Source organism: Streptomyces sp. NPDC058231 (assembly GCF_042882275.1).
GTDB lineage: Bacteria > Actinomycetota > Actinomycetes > Streptomycetales > Streptomycetaceae > Streptomyces.
Genome location: NZ_JBHVWN010000015.1, coordinates 124013 through 141912, shown reverse-complemented (window position 1 = coordinate 141912; position 17900 = coordinate 124013). Strand labels below are relative to the sequence as shown.

Below are 17900 nucleotides of genomic sequence, written 5' to 3'. Positions count from 1 at the left end.
GGCCCCCCGCCGCCGCCCCCCCCCCCCCCCCGCGCGGGGGCGTCCGGGCCGCGCCCGCGGGGGCCCCCCGGGCCCGTGGAGTCCGGGGGCGCCCCCTTCGCGCGAACCGCTCGCGGTCAGTGGAAGAAGTGCCGAGTGCCGGTGAAGTACATCGTCACGCCCGCCTTCTTCGCGGCCTCGACGACCAGCTCGTCACGGACCGAACCGCCGGGCTGGGCCACGGCCTTGATGCCGGCCGCGGTCAGGATCTCCAGGCCGTCCGGGAACGGGAAGAACGCGTCCGATGCGGCGTACGCACCGCGGGCCCGCTCCTCGCCCGCCCGCTCGACGGCGAGCTTCGCGGAGTCGACACGGTTGACCTGGCCCATGCCGACGCCGACGGAGGCGCCGCCCTTGGCGAGCAGGATCGCGTTGGACTTGACCGCGCGGCACGCCTTCCAGGCGAAGGCGAGCTCGGCGAGTTCGTCCTCGGAGAGCGCCTCACCGGTGGCGAGGGTCCAGTTGGCCGGGTCGTCGCCGTCGGCCTGGAGCCGGTCGGTGACCTGGAGCAGCGCGCCGCCGTCGATCGGCTTGACCTCGACCGTGGAGGCCGGGGCGTCGGGGCAGCGCAGCACGCGGATGTTCTTCTTGCGGGCGAGGACCTCGACGGCACCGTCCTCGTAGGCCGGGGCGACGATGACCTCGGTGAAGATCTCCGCGACCTGTTCGGCCATGGCGACGGTCACCGGACGGTTGACGGCGATGACCCCGCCGAACGCCGACAGCGGGTCGCAGGCGTGCGCGTTGCGGTGCGCCTCGGCGATGTCGTCGGCGATCGCGATGCCGCACGGGTTGGCGTGCTTGATGATCGCGACGCACGGCTCGGCGTGGTCGTACGCGGCCCGGCGCGCGGCGTCGGTGTCCGTGTAGTTGTTGTACGACATCTCCTTGCCGTGCAGCTGCTCCGCCTCGGCCAGGCCGCCGGAGCCGGAGGTGTACAGCGCGGCGGGCTGGTGCGGGTTCTCGCCGTACCGCAGGACGTTGCCGCGCTCGTACGTCGCGCCGAAGAAGTCGGGGAAGCCCGAGTCGTCGGCGGCGGCGTAGTCGTCCGCGAACCAGGAGGCGACGGCCACGTCGTACGCGGCGGTGTGCTGGAACGCCTCGGCGGCGAGCCGCTTGCGGGCCGTCAGGTCGAAGCCGCCCGCCTTGACCGCGGCCAGCACGTCGGCGTACCGCTCGGGGCTGGTGACGACGGCCACCGACGGGTGGTTCTTGGCGGCGGCGCGGACCATCGACGGGCCGCCGATGTCGATCTGCTCCACGCACTCGTCGGCGGAGGCGCCGGAGGCGACGGTCTCCTTGAACGGGTACAGGTTGACGACGACGAGGTCGAAGGGTTCGACACCGAGCTCGGCGAGCTGCTCGCGGTGTGCGTCCAGGCGCAGGTCGGCGAGGATGCCGGCGTGCACGCGCGGGTGCAGCGTCTTCACCCGGCCGTCGAGGCACTCGGGGAAGCCGGTGAGCTCCTCGACCTTGGTGACCGGCACACCGGCGGCGGCGATCCTCCCGGCGGTCGAACCGGTGGAGACGAGCTCGACGCCCGCCTCGTGCAGACCGCGGGCGAGGTCTTCGAGCCCCGTCTTGTCGTAGACACTGACCAGGGCGCGGCGGATGGGCTTATTCACCGACATGACCGAGATGAACCTTTCGTCCCTCAATGCGATAGCCGTTACGGGCGAGCCGCCCCACGACCTCGACGAGCAGCTTGCGCTCGACTTCCTTGATGCGTTCGTGGAGAGCGGCTTCGCCCTCCGGCGTGTCCTCTTCGGTCACCTCGACCACGCCCTGCGCGATGATCGGACCGGTGTCGACGCCGTCGTCGACGAAGTGGACGGTGCACCCGGTGACCTTCGCGCCGTACGCGAGGGCGTCACGCACCCCATGGGCACCGGGAAAGCTGGGGAGCAGGGCGGGGTGGGTGTTGACGAAGCGGCCGCCGAACTCGGCGAGGAACCGTTTTCCCACGATCTTCATGAAGCCCGCGGACACCACGAGGTCCGGGCGGTGCGCCGCGGTGGCGGCGGCGAGCGCCGCGTCCCACTCCTCGCGGGTGGCGTGGTCCTTGACCTTGCAGACGAAGGTCGGGATCCCCGCGCTCTCCGCCCGTTCGAGGCCGACGATGCCGTCGCGGTCGGCGCCGACCGCGACGACCTGGGCACCGAAGCCCGCGGGGTCGTCGGCGATCACGTCGAGCAGCGCCTGGAGGTTCGTACCCGAGCCGGAGACCAGCACGACCAGGCGGGCCGGGGCGGCGGAAGGAGGCGGGGAGGCCACGGCTGGGGCCCTTTCTCGCGTGGTGAAGCCTCGCGCGGTGAAACAGAGCGACGCTATTTGTACGGTCGTACGAATGAATCGCGCCCCTCGATACGGGGAACTCTACGAAGAGGCCGACCGTCAGCAACGATACCGGCACCTTTGGGGACCCCCCACGGGACGGGGGTGAGGGCCTCGTCCGAAGGGGGCGGGTGGCCGCGCGCAAGGTATCGGCCACTCACCGCCGCGCTCCCAGCTTTCGGCCCCTCCTGGCCGGGAGGTAGCGTCAGGGACAGCGAACCGTCCGCAGGGCGGAAATGACGAGATGGGGAAGACGTTCACCATATGCCGGACCGACGCCGTCGCACCGCCTTCCGCCACCCGCTGCCCGAGCGGTCCTCACTGCTGCTGAGGGAACGCCAGTCCCCGTCGGGCCCCTCCTCGGACAAGGACGACAACCCGTTCGCCGCACCGCCGGAGAACCGCCCCGACCAGCCGTGGCAGCCGCGCCACCCGTCGCACGGCGGGAACGCGAACGGCGGCGGGAACGACGGCTCGGACGGGAACGGTGACGGGTCGCCCGAGGGCGGCTCCTCAGACGACCGTCCGGTCTGGGGCAGCCAGTGGAGCAGCCATCAGCCGGGCCGCCAGAGCGGCGGGTTCGGCGGCCGTCCCGGGGGCCAGGGCGGGCCGAACGGCCCCGGTGGCCAGGGCGGCCCCGAGAACAAGCCCGGTGGCCTGCGCTGGGACCCGACCGACCCCGCCCAGCGCCGCGCCCGTTACGCGCTGCTCTCCGGCATGTGGGCCTTCTTCTTCGCGATCTTCGACTTCCCGGAGATCGCCCTGCTGCTCGGCGCACTGGCCGTGTACTGGTCGATCAGCGCCCTGCGCGCCAAGCCGAAGAGCCCGACGACGGAGGGTGGCACTGCCGGTTCCGCCGGTACGGGCTCCGCCTCCGCCCCGTCCGGCGCTCCGGCCCCCGGGCCCGCCGCCCCCTATGCGCAGGGCCAGACCAGGCCGCAGACGACGGCCGCGGTCAGCGGTCTCGTCACGGCGCTGCTGGCACTGTCGATCGTCGCGACGACGTTCACGGTGCAACTGGTCTACCGCGACTACTACACCTGCGTGAACGACGCGCTCACCAAGTCCGGCCAGCTGGCCTGCAACGATCTGCTGCCGAAGCCTCTGGAGCCGTTCTTCGGAGTCAGGAACTAGCGCCTCCCGGTCCATCCGCCGGCCCTGCCTCCGAAGGCGGGGCCGGCGGCGTTTCGATCCCGGTGAAGAGGGGGGCCCAGGGCGCCTCCTCCTCGGCCCGCTCCTGCCAGGGGCCGGTCGGCAGGAAGTAGTACGACCCGAGACCGGAGCCCCCCGCGCTGTCGTCCCGCGCCGGTGCGGGCACGGGTGCGGACGGCGGCGCGGCAGCGGCTAGGCCGCGGCTGCCGGGCGCCGTCCCGGCTGCCGCGTCCTCGCCCCGGTGCGCACGCGGCAGCCGCCATGACTGCTGCCCGTCACCCGACTGCTCCAACGCCCTGACACCGGCTGCGGCGGGAATCGCACCGTCCTCCTCCGCGCCGGGGCACTCCCGCAGTCGCCATCCCCTCAGCAGCAGCGCCCCGGGCACTCCGAGCAGCATCGTCCATGCCAGCGCCGCCGCCCCGGTGAGCCACCAGACCGGGCCGAACTCCGCGAGCGCCCCGGTGCCCAGCGGCCCCCCGGCGGCCGCGGCCAGTACCGCCGCACCGACGCCGCATCCCACCGCGGCGAGCGCGGCCGTCAGCGTGGTCTCCCACAGACCCCACACCCCTTGCCGCATGCCCCGCACGGGCACCGCGTTCCGCGCCGTGAACCAGGCGATCGTCGCCCCGGCCGCGACCGGCACCACCACGGCCGCCCAGTTCGGAGGCGTCCCCGGCCCCACCGCCGGCACCGCCGCGAGCAGCGGAAAGTTCGGCAGCGCCGGGTGGCCGGTGAGGGCGAACGGAGTGACCGTGGACGCCGTACCCAGGGCGAAACCCGGTCCGAGCCCGTACGCGGCCGCCCACATGGCCGCGTTCGGGACGAGCACCAGGGCCAGGAGTGCGACCGAAGCCCGTCCCGTCCAGTCGCCGGAGAGCCCCAGGAACGAGTCCTGCACCGCCCGTTCGTGCCACACCAGCGCCACCGCTGTCACCAGCGCCCCGCCGCCCAGCAGCGCGACCGTGCCGGCCGCGGCCGACCGGCACACCGCGTCCACCCGCTCCGGGAACCGGGACCGCGCGAGCATCCGGCGCAGGCGCGCCGGCGCCCAGGACGGCGCCGGTCCGACCGGCCGACCGGCCGCCGTCCACACCCCGGCAGCCGCCGCGCCCGCCACCACCGGAACCATCCGGAACAGCAGCGACCACCGCTGCGCGGGCATCGGCCCGCCCTTCGCATAGAGCGCGACCACCGTCGCGACCAGCAGGTATCCGCCCGTGACCAGGCAGAAGGCGGTGCGGGCCGACGGCGCCGCGCGCCCTTCGTCGGACTCCATCACGTCGCGGGCGACCCGGTGCACGAGCCACACCAGCGCCGCGGTGAGCAGCAGCGGGACGACACCGACGGGTGCGGGAGCCCCGCTCAGCGTGTCGGTCCTGACGAGTTGGGCGCCGTGCGCCAGCAGCCAGATCCCGGCCGCCGTGTGGAGGGCCCCGCCCAAGCCGCTGTCGGGGGCCGGGGAGCTGATCCACACCACCATGACGAGCACGGTGAGCGAGCCGAGTCCGAGTCCCGCGGCAAGTACCCCCCGCAGAAAAGCGGATGCGAGTACGGAGGTCCGCCCCCGCCCTGCCGGGAGCTGTGAGCGTTCGGTCATTTGGGTCACATCTCATGTTCCCAACGACAGATGCCCATTTCGTGCAACAGGCGCATGACCGCTGTGTCGTTCAATATACGGTTATGCACTTTTTCACCCAGTGGAGGCACGCCGGAGGTCGGGAATGACGCAGAGTTCCACCGACACGGCCGACCCCTCCCCATTGCCCTCCCCCAAGGAGCGGCGCCGACTGCGCGAGGCGAAGGCGCTGAGTGAGGAACAGGTGGCGAGGGCCGTGGGTGTCACCCCGGCCACGGTCCGCGCCTGGGAATCGGGACGCACCAGCCCGCAGGGGCGCAAGCGTGAGACGTACGCGAAGCTGATATGCCCGGACGGCGCCGGCGGTACGGAGCCGCAGGACGCCGTCGAACGCGCCCCCGGCCACAGCGCCCGCGACGCACGGACCGGACCCTCCGGCCCGACGAAGCGGTCGCCGTCCCCGCCACAGCCCTCACCGTCCCCGGCGCCGGTCCCACCGCCACCACCGTCCCCGCCATCGGGACGCGCACCGGCGGGGACCGGATCGGTGCGCTCCGTCGCACCGGCACCCATACCCGGCGGGGCCGACACCCCGTCCCGTACCGCCGCGGAGGCTTTCGACGAGCTGTACGCGCGCAACGCCGGCGCCCTCTTCCGCCAGACGTTCCTGCTGACCGGGCGCCGGAACCTCGCAGGTGAATCCGTCGAGCGCGCCTTCGAACAGGCCTGGCACCGCTGGCCCGAGGTCGCGGTGGACCGGGATCCGGCGGGCTGGGTGCGGGCAGCCGCGTACGAGTACGCGGTGTCGCCCTGGCACCAGTTGCGCCGGGCGCACCGTCAGGTCGACCCGCCGCCCGACGCACCCGGTCCGCGCGCCCTGCTCCAGGCCCTGCTCGACCTGCCGTCGTCGTACCGCCGCACGCTGCTGCTCCACGACGGCGTGGGCCTGGATCTGCCGGATACCGCCGCGGAGACGGAGGCGAGCACTCCGGCGGCGGCGGGCCGGTTGAGGAACGCACGGGCCGCGGTCACCGACCGGATACCCGGGCTGGCGCTCCCGCCGGATCCCGCCGGCCAGTCGGCCCTGCTGCGCGAGCAGTTGGGTGCGCTCGCCCTCACCCAGCCGATGGCCGCACTGCCCGCGGCCCGCGCGATCCGGGCCGGCAGCGAGCACCGGGCCGTGCTCTGGACACGGGCGGCCATCGGCTTCATGGTCCTGCTCCTCGGTCTCGCGGCGATCGTCACGCTCACGGCTCCGGCGCGGTACGAAACGCCTTCGGCACCCGCCGAGCGGGTCGGCGGAGTGGCTCCGCGCAGTGGTCCGCAACGGCTGAGCCCGCACGACCTGAAGGTGCACAGGAATCTCAGCGAGGAGGTCGTGCACGGCCGGGCGCGGCTGGTTCCGCAGCCGAGATGACCCGGACGCCCCGGACGCCCACGAGACGGGCGCACACATGAGAAAACGGCGCGGGCCCGTACCCCTGGAAGAGGGGTACGGGCCCGCGCCGTCCGTCCGCCCGAGCGGAGACGGAACCGCAAGGAGCGATCAGGCGCCGAGGATCTCGCGCGCCAGCTTGGCGGTCTCGGTCGGCGTCTTGCCGACCTTGACGCCGGCGGCCTCGAGGGCCTCCTTCTTCGCCTGCGCGGTACCGGAGGAGCCTGAGACGATGGCGCCGGCGTGGCCCATGGTCTTGCCTTCCGGGGCGGTGAAGCCCGCGACGTAACCGACGACCGGCTTGGTGACGTTCTTCGCGATGAAGTCCGCCGCACGCTCCTCGGCGTCGCCGCCGATCTCGCCGATCATGACGATCAGGTCGGTCTCGGGGTCGGCCTCGAACGCCGCGAGGGCGTCGATGTGCGTCGTGCCGATGACCGGGTCGCCACCGATGCCGACGGCGGACGAGAAGCCGATGTCACGGAGCTCGTACATCATCTGGTAGGTCAGCGTGCCGGACTTCGACACGAGACCGATGCGGCCGGGCTTGGTGATGTCGCCCGGGATGATGCCGGCGTTGGACTGACCGGGGGTGATCAGGCCGGGGCAGTTCGGGCCGATGATCCGGGTCTTGTTGCCCTTCGAGCCGGCGTACGCCCAGAAGGCGGCCGAGTCGTGGACGGCGATGCCCTCGGTGATCACGACGGCGAGGGGGATCTCGGCGTCGATCGCCTCGACGACGGCGGCCTTGGCGAAGGCCGGCGGCACGAAGAGGACGGACACGTCGGCGCCGGTCTTCTCCATCGCCTCGGCGACGGAGCCGAAGACGGGTACCTCGGTGCCGTCGAAGTCGACGGTCGTTCCGGCCTTGCGCGGGTTCACGCCACCGACGATGTTGGTGCCATCGGCCAGCATGAGCTTGGTGTGCTTCATGCCGGTGGCACCGGTCATCCCCTGGACGATGACCTTGCTGTCCTTGGTGAGGAAGATAGCCATGGTGTTGGAGTCCCTCGTCCCTTACTTCGCAGCCGCGGCGAGCTCGGCGGCCTTGTCGGCCGCGCCGTCCATGGTGTCCACACGCTGCACGAGCGGGTGGTTGGCGTCGGAGAGGATCTTGCGACCCAGCTCCGCGTTGTTGCCGTCGAGGCGCACGACCAGCGGCTTGGTGACCTCTTCACCCTTGCTCTTGAGCAGCTCAAGAGCCTGGACGATGCCGTTGGCGACCTCGTCGCAGGCGGTGATGCCACCGAAGACGTTGACGAAGACGGACTTGACGTCCGGGTCGCCGAGGATGATCTCCAGGCCGTTCGCCATGACCTCTGCGGAGGCGCCGCCACCGATGTCGAGGAAGTTGGCGGGCTTCACGTTGCCGTGGTTCTCACCGGCGTACGCGACGACGTCCAGGGTCGACATGACCAGACCGGCACCGTTACCGATGATGCCGACCTCGCCGTCGAGCTTGACGTAGTTGAGGTTCTTGGCCTTGGCGGCAGCCTCGAGCGGGTTGGCCGCGGCCTTGTCCTCGAGGGCCTCGTGGCCGGGCTGACGGAAGTCGGCGTTCTCGTCGAGAGACACCTTGCCGTCCAGCGCCAGGACGTCGCCGGAGGCGACCTTGGCGAGCGGGTTGACCTCGACGAGGAGCGCGTCCTCGGCGACGAAGGTGTCCCACAGCGTCACCATGACCTCGGCGACCTTCTCGGCCACCTCGGCCGGGAACTTCGCCTGGGCCACGATCTCGCGGGCCTTCTCGATCGTCACGCCGGTGTTGGAGTCGACCGGGACCTTCGCGAGGGCCTCGGGGGTCTTCTCCGCGACCTCCTCGATGTCCATGCCGCCCTGCACCGAGGCCATGGCCAGGAAGGTGCGGTTGGTGCGGTCGAGGAGGTACGAGACGTAGTACTCCTCAAGAATCTCCGGCGCGGTCTCGGCGATCATCACCTTGTGGACCGTGTGGCCCTTGATGTCCATGCCGAGAATGTCGGTCGCCCGGGCGACCGCCTCGTCGGGGGTGGCGGCCAGCTTGACGCCGCCGGCCTTGCCGCGGCCGCCGACCTTCACCTGCGCCTTGACGACAGACTTGCCGCCCAGCCGCTCGGTCGCCTCGCGGGCTGCCTCAGGCGTGTCAATGACTTCACCGGCCAGCACCGGTACACCGTGCTTGGCGAAGAGGTCCCTCGCCTGGTACTCGAACAGGTCCACGCGCGTCCGTCCCTTTTCAGTGGTCTCGCGGTTCTTTTTCAGCGTGGGCGTGCCGCGAGGGGCAACGTGACTGCTCTGTCACAAGGAAGGCGCACACGGTTACCGAGTACGCGGCATGTCCATCTCGCAGGTTATCCCCGCGCCCCGCAGGACCCTAAATTGCAGATCACACCTGAGCGGTGATTACGGTCACAGACCGTGCTGGTGGCCGGGTCGCAGTGGACAAAACGGCACGTGGGCGTCGGCGGACCGGGAGGGTCCGGGACCGGGCGGCGCCCACGGTCCGGCCCGGTGGTCCCGACCCGGCGGAGAACCGTCCGCCGGCGCCGGAGGCCGCCCCGGCGCTCCGCGGCGGCCCGGATCTCCTCGGCCCGGGTACTCCGGAGCAGTGACGGCACGGCACGGTCCGGGACGATCCGGAGGTGGGCGGACGGACGGGCGGACGGGCGGAGTCGGCGGGCATTCGGTCGGGGCCGGACCTCCGCCGCGGCTGCCCGGCGTCCCGGGCGCGCGCGGCTTGCCTGTCAGCGAGAGATCTCCGTGTCCGGTACGGGCAGCGGCCTCCTCTCCAGCGCCGCGGCCATCACCTCCGGGAAGAGATCCGGAGTGCAGGCGAACGCCGGTGCTCCGAGGGCGCCGAGGGCCGCCGCGTGCTCGCGGTCGTAGGCCGGCGCGCCCTCGTCGGAGAGGGCGAGCAGGGTCACGAACTGCACACCGGACGCCTTCATCGCGGCGACCCGCTTCAGCATCTCGTTGCGGATACCGCCTTCGTAGAGGTCACTGATGAGGACGACGACGGTGTCGGCGGGACGGGTCACCCGGGACTGGCAGTAGGCGAGGGCCCGGTTGATGTCCGTGCCGCCGCCGAGCCGGGTGCCGAAGAGCACGTCCACCGGGTCGTCGAGCTGGTCGGTGAGGTCGACGACGGCCGTGTCGAAGACGACGAGCCTGGTCCGCAACGTACGCATGGAGGCGAGCACCGCGCCGAACACGGAGGCGTAGACGACGGAGGCGGCCATCGAGCCCGACTGGTCGATGCAGAGGATGACGTCCTTCTTCACCGACCGGTCGGCGCGCCCGTGACCGATGAGCCGTTCGGGGACGACCGTGCCGTACTCCGGGAGGTAGTTCTTGAGGTTGGCCCGGATGGTGCGGTCCCAGTCGATGTCGTGATGGCGCGGCCGGCTGATCTTCGACGAGCGGTCGAGCGCGCCGGTCAGCGTGGCCCGGGTCCGGTCGGCGAGCCTCTTCTCCAGGTCCTCGACGACCTTGCGCACGACGACCCGTGCCGTTTCCTTCGTCGTCTCGGGCATCGCCTTGCTCAACGAGAGCAGCGTCCCGACGAGATGGACGTCCACCTCGACGGCCTCCAGCATCTCCGGCTCCAGCAGCAGCGTGGAGAGGCCGAGCCGGTCGATCGCGTCGCGCTGCATGACCTGGACGACGGAGCTGGGGAAGTACGTGCGGATGTCGCCGAGCCAGCGGGCCACGGACGGGGCGGAGGCGCCGAGCCCGGCCGAGCGCTCGTTCCCGCCGCGTCCGCCGGGCTTGCTCCCGCCGCCGTACAGCGCGTTCAGCGCGCCGTCCATCGCCGCGTCCCGTCCGGTCAGCGTGCAGCCGGTGGACTCGGCGCTGTCGCCGCCCAGTACCAGGCGCCAACGCCGCAGCCGCTCCTCGTCCGTCGCGCCGCGCCCGGCTTCCGGGCGGTCCGGACCGGCCTCGCCGCCGGTGGGGGTGTCCGTGGCCGTCGTCATCCTGTTGCCCCCAGCAGTTCCGTGGTGTGGCCGGTGGCGCTGCCGGCCGGGTCTGCGGTGTCCGGTCCCAGCAGCAGCCGCAGGACCGGCATCACCGCTTCCGCCCGATCCTCGTCGAGGCCCGGACCGAAGCCGGGGGCCGCTGCTCCGGCTGCGCCCGCGGCCGGTGCCCCGGCGGCCGGGCCACGTCGTACGAGCTCGCCCAGCGTGCGCCGTACACCTGGTTCGTACGCGGAGAAGGTGCGGCGCAGCAGCGGCAGCACGTCGGTGAAGGTGCCGGCGGGGACACCGGCCAGCCAGGAGTCGACCAGCCCGAGCAGCCGCTCGTCGTGGACCAGGAGCACGCCGCCCCCGCCGACGAACCCCTCGATCCAGGCGGCCGCGTCGGCCGGGGGTGTGCCCGGTGAGAGCGCCAGGCCCATCAGCCGTGCCGCGTCGTCCTCTTCGATCCGCCCCTCGTCGAGCAGCAGCCGTGTCGCCCGGCCCCGGACGACCCCCGCGACCGTGTCCCGGGCGGCCAGCCTGCGCAGCACGGCGGTCCAGCGGCCGCGCAGCCCGTCCGCCGCCACGGCTCCGGCGAGCAGCCCGACCGCACCGTGGACGCCATCCACCTTGCGGCGCATCTCGGCGGCGCCTTCGGCGTCGAGCCCGGTACAGGCGGGCGGCAGTGCGACGCAGATCCGCTCGGCGAGCCCGGCCGCGACCTCGCCGAGTGCCGCGGTGTCCGTGGACCGCACGTCCCCGTATCTCAGCGTGCGGGCCAGGGCGGGCAGGGCGTCGGCGAGGTGGCCGACATCGGCGTCGAGCGCGGCCCGGTCGGCGAGCACTCGCATCACGACGGGCAGAGCGGCGGGCAGCGCGGCGAGGAGGCAGTGCTCGGCGAGCGCGGTGATCCCGGCGAGTGAGGTGGCCGACACGGCCTCCGATTCGGCCCGGGCGGTCGCGGCGGAGAGCACGGTGGTGCCCCAGACGCCGGCCTCCGCCACCCGTACGTACAGTTCGGGCTCCCAGCACAGCCGCCAGCTCTCCCGGAAGGTGCCGGTACTCCCCCGGCCGGCGGACGGTTCGCCCCAGCCGACGGCGAGGAGGCGGAGCCGGTGCAGCAGACGGCTGCGGGCCGCGTCGGTGTCCTTGCGGAGGTCGAGTTCCAGCTCCCGTTCCTGCGCCTCCGGTCTGAGCCGCAGGGTGCGCTGGAGCCGGCTCAGATCGCGCTGCAGCGGCACGGCCGGAGCGGTGTCCGGTACTTCGCCGAGCGTCTCGCCGACGACGAGCCGGTCCCGGACGAGTGCGAGCGGCACATCGGATCCGTCGCACATCACGGCGCGGATCGCGTCCGTCGCCTCGCTCAGTCCGGCGAGTGGACGGCCGCGCATGGCGGCGAGTGTCCCGGCGAGCCGGACCGCCTCGATGACGTGGGCGGACGACACGAACCGGTCCTCGTCACGCAGGAGTCCGGCGACCTTGGTCATCCACCGCTCGAGGGGACGGTCGGGGGCGGCGAAGAGGTGGTCGTACCAGCCGGGCGAGTCGATCCCCGCGCCGTATCCGCTGCGCCGGGCGAGCCGACGGTGGGTCCAGGGCACCCAGGTCAGCTCGGCCTTGAGCTTCGGCAGCCCCTTGAGGAGGGCCCGGTCGGCGGTGACGGTCGTCCGCGCGCGGAGCGCGGGCACGTGCCAGGCACCGCAGACGACGGCGATGCCGTCCCCGAACTCCTTGCGGGCGGCCCGCAGCTGGATCCGCATGTACGCCTCGCGGACGGCGTCGCGGGGGTGCCCGCCGTCCCCGTGCACCTCGCGCAGTGCCGCCATCGCCTCGCCGATCGCGGCGAAGGGGGCGCGCGGGTCGACGAGTCCGCCGTCCGGAGCACGGTGCTCGACGACGTCCTCCCACCAGCGCTCCGGGTCGTCGTATCCGGCGGCCTCGGCGAGCACCCCGATCGGGTCGACCGGTGGCGCGCCGGCGCCCTCACCCCCTTGCCCGTCCGCCCCGGCCCCGTCCGGGGAGTCCGTCATGGCAAGGGAGTTCGCCGCGGGCAGGTCGATGAAGCGGACCGGGACGCCGTGATCCAGCGCCCAGCGGATCGCGACCCACTCCGGTGAGAAACCGGCCAGCGGCCAGAACGCCGCCCGCCCGGGGTCGTCGACCGCGTGGGCGAGCAGCGCGACGGGCGGACGCATCCGGTCGTCGGCGGCGAGCGGCAGCAGCGCGTCTCCCTCCGGCGGGCCCTCGACGAGGACGGCCTTCGGGAGGGCGGCGTCCAGCGCGGCGCGGACCGCCCGGGCGGAGCCGGGGCCGTGGTGCCGGACCCCGAGCAGCAGCGGCCCGTCGGCGGGCGTGGTCCCGGTCATACGGAGACCTCGCGGCAGGCGCGGTAGAAGTCCTTCCAGCCGTCCCGCTCCCGGACCACGGTCTCCAGGTACTCCTGCCAGACGACCCGGTCGGCCGCGGGGTCGCGGACGACCGCGCCCAGGATGCCGGCCGCGACGTCTCCGGGCCGCAGCACGCCGTCGCCGAAGTGGGCGGCGAGCGCCAGTCCGTTGGTGACGACGGAGATGGCCTCGGCCGTGGACAGCGTGCCCGACGGGGACTTGACCCTGGTGCGGCCGTCGGTCGTGACGCCGTCGCGCAGTTCACGGAAGACCGTGACCACCCGCCGGATCTCGGCCATGCCGTCGGGGGCGGCCGGAAGGTCGAGCGAGCTCCCGATCTGGTCGACGCGTCGGGAGACGATGTCCACCTCCGCGTCGGGTGTGGCGGGCAGCGGCAGCACCACGGTGTTGAAGCGGCGGCGCAGCGCGCTGGACAGCTCGTTGACCCCGCGGTCGCGGTCGTTCGCCGTCGCGATGACGTTGAAGCCGCGAACGGCCTGGACCTCCTGGCCCAGCTCCGGCAGGGGGAGGGTCTTCTCCGACAGGATCGTGATGAGCGAGTCCTGCACATCGGCGGGGATGCGTGTGAGCTCCTCGATCCTGGCCGTCATCCCCTCCGACATGGCGCGCATCAGCGGGCTCGGCACGAGAGCCTCGCGGCTGGGTCCGTGTGCGAGCAGCTGCGCGTAGTTCCACCCGTAGCGGACCGCTTCCTCGGGCGTGCCCGCGGTGCCCTGGACGAGCAGCGTCGAATCGCCGCTGACCGCGGCGGCGAGGTGTTCGGAGACCCAGGTCTTGGCGGTGCCGGGGACACCGAGGAGCAGCAGCGCCCGGTCGGTGGCGAGCGTCGTGACGGCGACCTCGACGAGGCGGCGCGGCCCCACGTACTTGGGTGTGATCACCGTTCCGTCCGTCAGCACGCCGCCGAGCAGATAAGTGGCGACGGCCCACGGCGAGAGCCGCCAGCGTGCGGGCCGTGGACGGTCGTCGGCGGCGGCGAGCGCCTTCAGCTCGTCGGCGAAGGCGTCCTCGGCGTGCGGGCGCAGAGCCTCGGCGCCGATGCCTGCGGTGGTTTCGGACACGGTCATGGATCCCCCTCCAGATCGATCGACCGGATGTGGTCCCCACCGTGCACCATGCCACTGACAATGGACCGTTTCCGCAGGTGGAGGCCGATTGTCAGTGCCGCGTCCTACCGTCGTCACCATGCTGCTATCTCACGGGGGAGAACCCTTGCGCACCGCCGCCCCGGCGATGTGCATGACGGTGGACCAGGTCCTCGCGCTGGCGCCTGACGAGGCGTCACGCCGGGCGGGGGGCAGGCTCGGTTCGGCCGGGTCGTGGTCCGGTGCGGGCCACGACGGGGCGGGGGCGGCGTGGGGGCTGTGCAAGGGGAGCGGGAGCAAGCCGTACCGGACGGTGGTCGACACGACGGCGCCCGCGTACAGATGCACTTGCCCCAGCCGGAAGTTCCCGTGCAAACACGCGCTGGGTCTGATGCTGCTCCGGGCGTCGGACGGGACGGCGGCCGGTACGGCGGAGGTGCCGGACTGGGCCGGGGAGTGGCTCGACGGCCGGCGCAGGCGGGCGGCGGAACGAACGGGCCCGGGCCCCGGCCCGGCCGCGGCCGGCGCGGGTGCGGACGCGACCGGAGGTGGCGCGGGCCCGGCGGATCCCGAGGCCGCGCGGCGGCGCGCCGAGCGACGGGCGGAGCGGATCACCGGCGGCGCACAGGAGTTGGAGCAGCGGCTCATGGATCTGCTGCGCGGCGGCCTGGCAGCGGCCGACCGTTCGGGGTACGGGCTGTGGGAGGAGACGGCGGCCCGCATGGTCGACGCACAGGCACCGGGACTCGCCTCCCGGGCAAGGGAGTTGGGCGCGATCGCGGCGTCCGGTCCGGGCTGGCCGGTGCGGTTGCTCCAGGAGTGCGCGCTGCTCCACCTGCTGGACACCGCCTGGCTGGGCATCGACCGGCTGCCGGAGCCGCTGGCGGCGACGGTACGCACGCGGGTGGGGCTGACGGCCGCCGCCGGCGGTTCGCCGGTCCGTGACCACTGGCTCGTCCTCGCCCAGTACGACACCCCGGACGGCAGGATCGTCACCCGCCGGATATGGCTGTACGGGAGGGACTCGGGGCACACCGCGGTTCTGCTGTCCTTCGGGGCGCCCGGGCGCTCCCCCGGCCAGGCACTTCCGGTGGGCGCCACGGTCGACGCCGAGATCACGCCCTACCGGGGGGCCGGGCAGCTGCGGGCGGAGCTCGGCGGACAGTACGGCACGCCGGTGCCGGGCGGCGGTCCCCCGCCGGGCTCCACGACCACGGCGGCGGTCGCCGCGTACGGACAGGCCCTGCGGGACGATCCCTGGCTGGACTCCTGGCCGGTGACGCTGAGCGAGGTCGTCCCCGTGCCGTCGGGCGACGGCTGGCAACTGGCGGACGCCGTAGGCGGTTCGGCGCTGCCCGTCGCCCCGGCGGCGCTGTCCCGCCCCGGCCTGTGGAAGCTCGTCGCGCTCTCCGGCGGCGCGCCCGTCACGGTATTCGGCCAGTGCGGCCACCGTGGCTTCGAACCGCTCGCGGCCTGGGCCGGCGACCCGGCCGCCGGTGCGGCCGAGACCGTGCCGCTGATCTGATCCGTTCCGTATCCGACCCTGAAGGAGGACCGATGCCCCCTACCACCACCCCGTGGGAGGAGCTCGTCACATCGGCGCTGCTCGGCACCGACCGACGTCCGCCCGGGACGGGGACCGCGCCGGGACCGGTCGCGCTGCTCGACGCGGCGGCGCTCCACACCGTGCGGAGCAGGGCCGGTCTGCTGCCCGCACCCGCGGCCGAACGGCCCGGGACGGCCCCTGCCGATCCCCGGCCGCCCCTGCCGCCGGCCGCCCGGCACCGGCTCGCCCAGCTGCTCGCCGACCGGGCGGCACCGACCGGGGCGGGCGGCAGGCGCGGTGCGGCGCCGGATCTCACGGAGCTGATCCCGCAGTGGCTCGCCACCGCCGACCTGCGTGGCTACCGGGCGCCGGCCGAGCTGCTGCCGGCGCTGCTGGACGCGGCCCGTGCCCGCACCGACCTGCGGCCGCAGGCACTGGCGTTCGCCGGGCCGCGCGGACTGTGGCTCGCCGGGCTGAACCCCGAGTGGAGGTTCGCGCTGCGCGGCTCGTCCGGCGCCGCGCAACTGCCCGAGCCGACGGACGGCGAGGCGGTGCGGCGGCTGTGGGAGGAGGGCCTCTTCGCCGAGCGGGTCGCGCTGCTCGGAGCCGTGCGGGCGCACGATCCCGGTGGTGCGCTCGCACTGCTGGCCGGCAGCTGGTCCACCGAGCGTGCCGAGGACCGGCTGATGTTCGTGGACTCGCTGCGTTCCGGACTGTCCGGTGCGGACGAACCGTTCCTGGAGCAGGCACTCTCCGACCGCAGCCGCAATGTGCGCGCCACGGCCGCCGAGCTGCTGTCCGCGCTCCCCGGGTCGGCGCTGGCCGGGCGGATGGCGGCCCGCGCGTCGTCGTGCGTCAACCCGGACCTGACGGCCGCTGCCATGTCCGTCGCCGTGGAGGCGCCGCACGAATGCGACGCGGCGATGCAGCGGGACGGCGTGGTGACGGTGCCTCCCTCCGGCCGGGGTGAACGCTCCTGGTGGCTGGGTCAGTTGGTGGAGGCCGCCCCACTGGGCGGCTGGCGGGGACGGTTCGGCGGCCGGTCGGCGCAGGAGATCGTCGCACTGCCCGTCGCCGACGGCTGGCGCGAGGAACTGCACGCGGCCTGGTGCCGGGCGGCGGTCCGGCAACGGGACCCGGAGTGGGCCCGCGCGCTGCTCGGCTCCTCCTCGACGCCTCCGTCCACCGGGCCGGGTACGGCGTCGCTCGCCGAACGGTCCAAGCTCCTGGCGATACTGCCCGCGGCCGAACGGGCCGCGTGGGTGGCCGGCTTCATCGCCGCGCACGGGCTGTCTGAGGCGTTCCAGCTCCTGGGGGTCTGCACCGTCCCGTGGTCGGAGCCGCTCGGCGGATCGGTCGTCGACGCCCTCGACATCGCCCGCGACGCCGGGAGTTACCCGTGGAGCTTCAGCGGGGTGATGGGGCTGGCCGAGCGCTGTCTCGACCCGGCCGCGGCGGACCGGCTGGAGGTCCTCACGACGACACCTGACGAGCCGGAGGACGCGTCGCCCGGCGCGGCCGGCTACTGGTCGGAGGCGTTCCGCCGACTGGTCTCCACGCTGCGCCTGCGCGCGGTGATGGAGGCGGAACTGGCGGCGGGGGCGGCCTAGGGGTACGAGGGCCACGCCGGAACCGCGAGGTGCGCGGCCCCCGACCGCGCCGCGCCCTCGACGGCCGGACGGGCTGGATCCGGTCCGGTCCGGCCGTCGAGGTCACACGCGAGAGCACGGTGACCGGGCCGCGCGCCGGCCGGCCCGCCCGGACCGGGCGCCCCGATCCAGCGCCCCGATCCAGCGTCCGGATCAGGCGTCCGCAGGCTGCCGGACGTTCGCGTTCACCCAGTCGACGATCGAGGCGGTCGTCGCGCCCGGGGTGAAGATCGCCGCGACACCCTGCTCCTTCAGCGGCGCGATGTCCGCCTCCGGGATGATGCCGCCGCCGAACACCTTGATGTCCTCCGCGTCGCGCTCCTTCAGCAACTCGATCACCTTGGCGAAGAGCGTGTTGTGGGCGCCGGAGAGGATGGAGAGGCCGATCGCGTCGGCGTCCTCCTGGATCGCGGTGTCGACGATCTGCTCGGGCGTCTGGTGGAGCCCGGTGTAGATGACCTCCATACCGGCGTCGCGCAGCGCCCGTGCGATCACCTTGGCCCCACGGTCATGGCCGTCGAGGCCCGGCTTGGCCACCACCACTCGGATCGGACCGGTCACACCCATCACTGCCTCCACATGCGTCTCCCGTGCCGGAAAGGGCCGGGGATGTGAACGAACGTTATCGACAGCATCCCGCAACCCGCCGTTTCGCGGTGGACCGGGAGGGGGAAATCACACCTGGGACATGTTCGCCAGGCCGCGTTCCCGCATCACGCGACGCCATTGCCGCGCGGG

General features: G+C 73.3%; 13 protein-coding genes. 4 read left to right on the top strand and 9 right to left on the bottom strand.

What is annotated here, in order from left to right; genetic code table 11:
- Positions 1-116: 116 nt before the first annotated feature.
- Both purH and purN read right to left on the bottom strand, forming a co-directional pair.
- Complete coding sequence (purH, locus tag ACFVXE_RS14045) at positions 117-1670, bottom strand: bifunctional phosphoribosylaminoimidazolecarboxamide formyltransferase/IMP cyclohydrolase (protein ID WP_389671379.1); 1554 nt, start codon at positions 1668-1670, stop codon at positions 117-119.
- Positions 1657-2313, bottom strand: coding sequence for a phosphoribosylglycinamide formyltransferase (gene purN / locus ACFVXE_RS14040; protein ID WP_389671378.1), 657 nt, complete (start codon positions 2311-2313; stop codon positions 1657-1659). The genes purH and purN overlap by 14 nt, the downstream gene beginning before the upstream one ends.
- 324 nt (positions 2314-2637) lie before the next feature.
- On the opposite strand from purN, the gene ACFVXE_RS14035 reads away from it, so the two are divergent.
- Positions 2638-3507: a hypothetical protein gene (locus ACFVXE_RS14035; protein WP_389671377.1), complete on the top strand. Its 870-nt coding sequence runs from the start codon at positions 2638-2640 to the stop codon at positions 3505-3507.
- Here the strand turns inward: ACFVXE_RS14035 and ACFVXE_RS14030 are convergent.
- Positions 3497-5125, bottom strand: a complete 1629-nt coding sequence (locus tag ACFVXE_RS14030; protein WP_389671376.1) for a DUF6350 family protein — start codon at positions 5123-5125, stop codon at positions 3497-3499. The two genes, ACFVXE_RS14035 and ACFVXE_RS14030, sit on opposite strands and share 11 nt — an antisense overlap.
- Positions 5126-5249: 124 nt before the next feature.
- Between ACFVXE_RS14030 and ACFVXE_RS14025 the strand changes: the two genes are divergently transcribed.
- Positions 5250-6521 carry a helix-turn-helix domain-containing protein gene (locus tag ACFVXE_RS14025; RefSeq protein ID WP_389671375.1) on the top strand — a complete coding sequence of 424 codons (1272 nt, stop codon included), beginning with the start codon at positions 5250-5252 and terminating at the stop codon, positions 6519-6521.
- Positions 6522-6650: 129 nt separating this feature from the next.
- On the opposite strand, the gene sucD is transcribed toward ACFVXE_RS14025, so the two are convergent.
- The 5 genes from sucD to ACFVXE_RS14000 all read right to left on the bottom strand — a co-directional run bounded on the left by sucD (position 6651) and on the right by ACFVXE_RS14000 (position 13949).
- Positions 6651-7535 carry a succinate--CoA ligase subunit alpha gene (gene sucD / locus ACFVXE_RS14020; protein ID WP_359106757.1) on the bottom strand — a complete coding sequence of 295 codons (885 nt, stop codon included), beginning with the start codon at positions 7533-7535 and terminating at the stop codon, positions 6651-6653.
- A gap of 21 nt (positions 7536-7556) precedes the next feature.
- A complete protein-coding gene (gene sucC, locus ACFVXE_RS14015) occupies positions 7557-8738 on the bottom strand; it encodes an ADP-forming succinate--CoA ligase subunit beta (protein WP_389671374.1) in 1182 nt (393 codons plus the stop codon).
- Positions 8739-9262: 524 nt separating this feature from the next.
- Positions 9263-10492, bottom strand: a complete 1230-nt coding sequence (locus tag ACFVXE_RS14010; protein WP_389671373.1) for a VWA domain-containing protein — start codon at positions 10490-10492, stop codon at positions 9263-9265.
- A complete protein-coding gene (locus ACFVXE_RS14005; RefSeq protein ID WP_389671372.1) occupies positions 10489-12840 on the bottom strand; it encodes a DUF5682 family protein in 2352 nt (783 codons plus the stop codon). The genes ACFVXE_RS14010 and ACFVXE_RS14005 overlap by 4 nt, the downstream gene beginning before the upstream one ends.
- Positions 12837-13949 (bottom strand): AAA family ATPase, encoded by a 1113-nt coding sequence (locus ACFVXE_RS14000; RefSeq protein ID WP_389671371.1) that lies wholly within the window; start codon positions 13947-13949, stop codon positions 12837-12839. Before ACFVXE_RS14000 ends, ACFVXE_RS14005 begins: the two co-directional genes overlap by 4 nt.
- Positions 13950-14067: 118 nt before the next feature.
- Here ACFVXE_RS14000 and ACFVXE_RS13995 point away from each other — a divergent pair, with 118 nt between their 5' ends.
- Complete coding sequence (locus ACFVXE_RS13995) at positions 14068-15492, top strand: SWIM zinc finger family protein (protein WP_389671370.1); 1425 nt, start codon at positions 14068-14070, stop codon at positions 15490-15492.
- Positions 15493-15524: 32 nt separating this feature from the next.
- Complete coding sequence (locus tag ACFVXE_RS13990; RefSeq protein ID WP_389671369.1) at positions 15525-17123, top strand: DUF5691 domain-containing protein; 1599 nt, start codon at positions 15525-15527, stop codon at positions 17121-17123.
- Between the two features lie 192 nt (positions 17124-17315).
- On the opposite strand, the gene ACFVXE_RS13985 is transcribed toward ACFVXE_RS13990, so the two are convergent.
- Positions 17316-17729, bottom strand: a complete 414-nt coding sequence (locus tag ACFVXE_RS13985) for a cobalamin B12-binding domain-containing protein (RefSeq protein ID WP_389671368.1) — start codon at positions 17727-17729, stop codon at positions 17316-17318.
- Positions 17730-17900 lie beyond the last annotated feature (171 nt).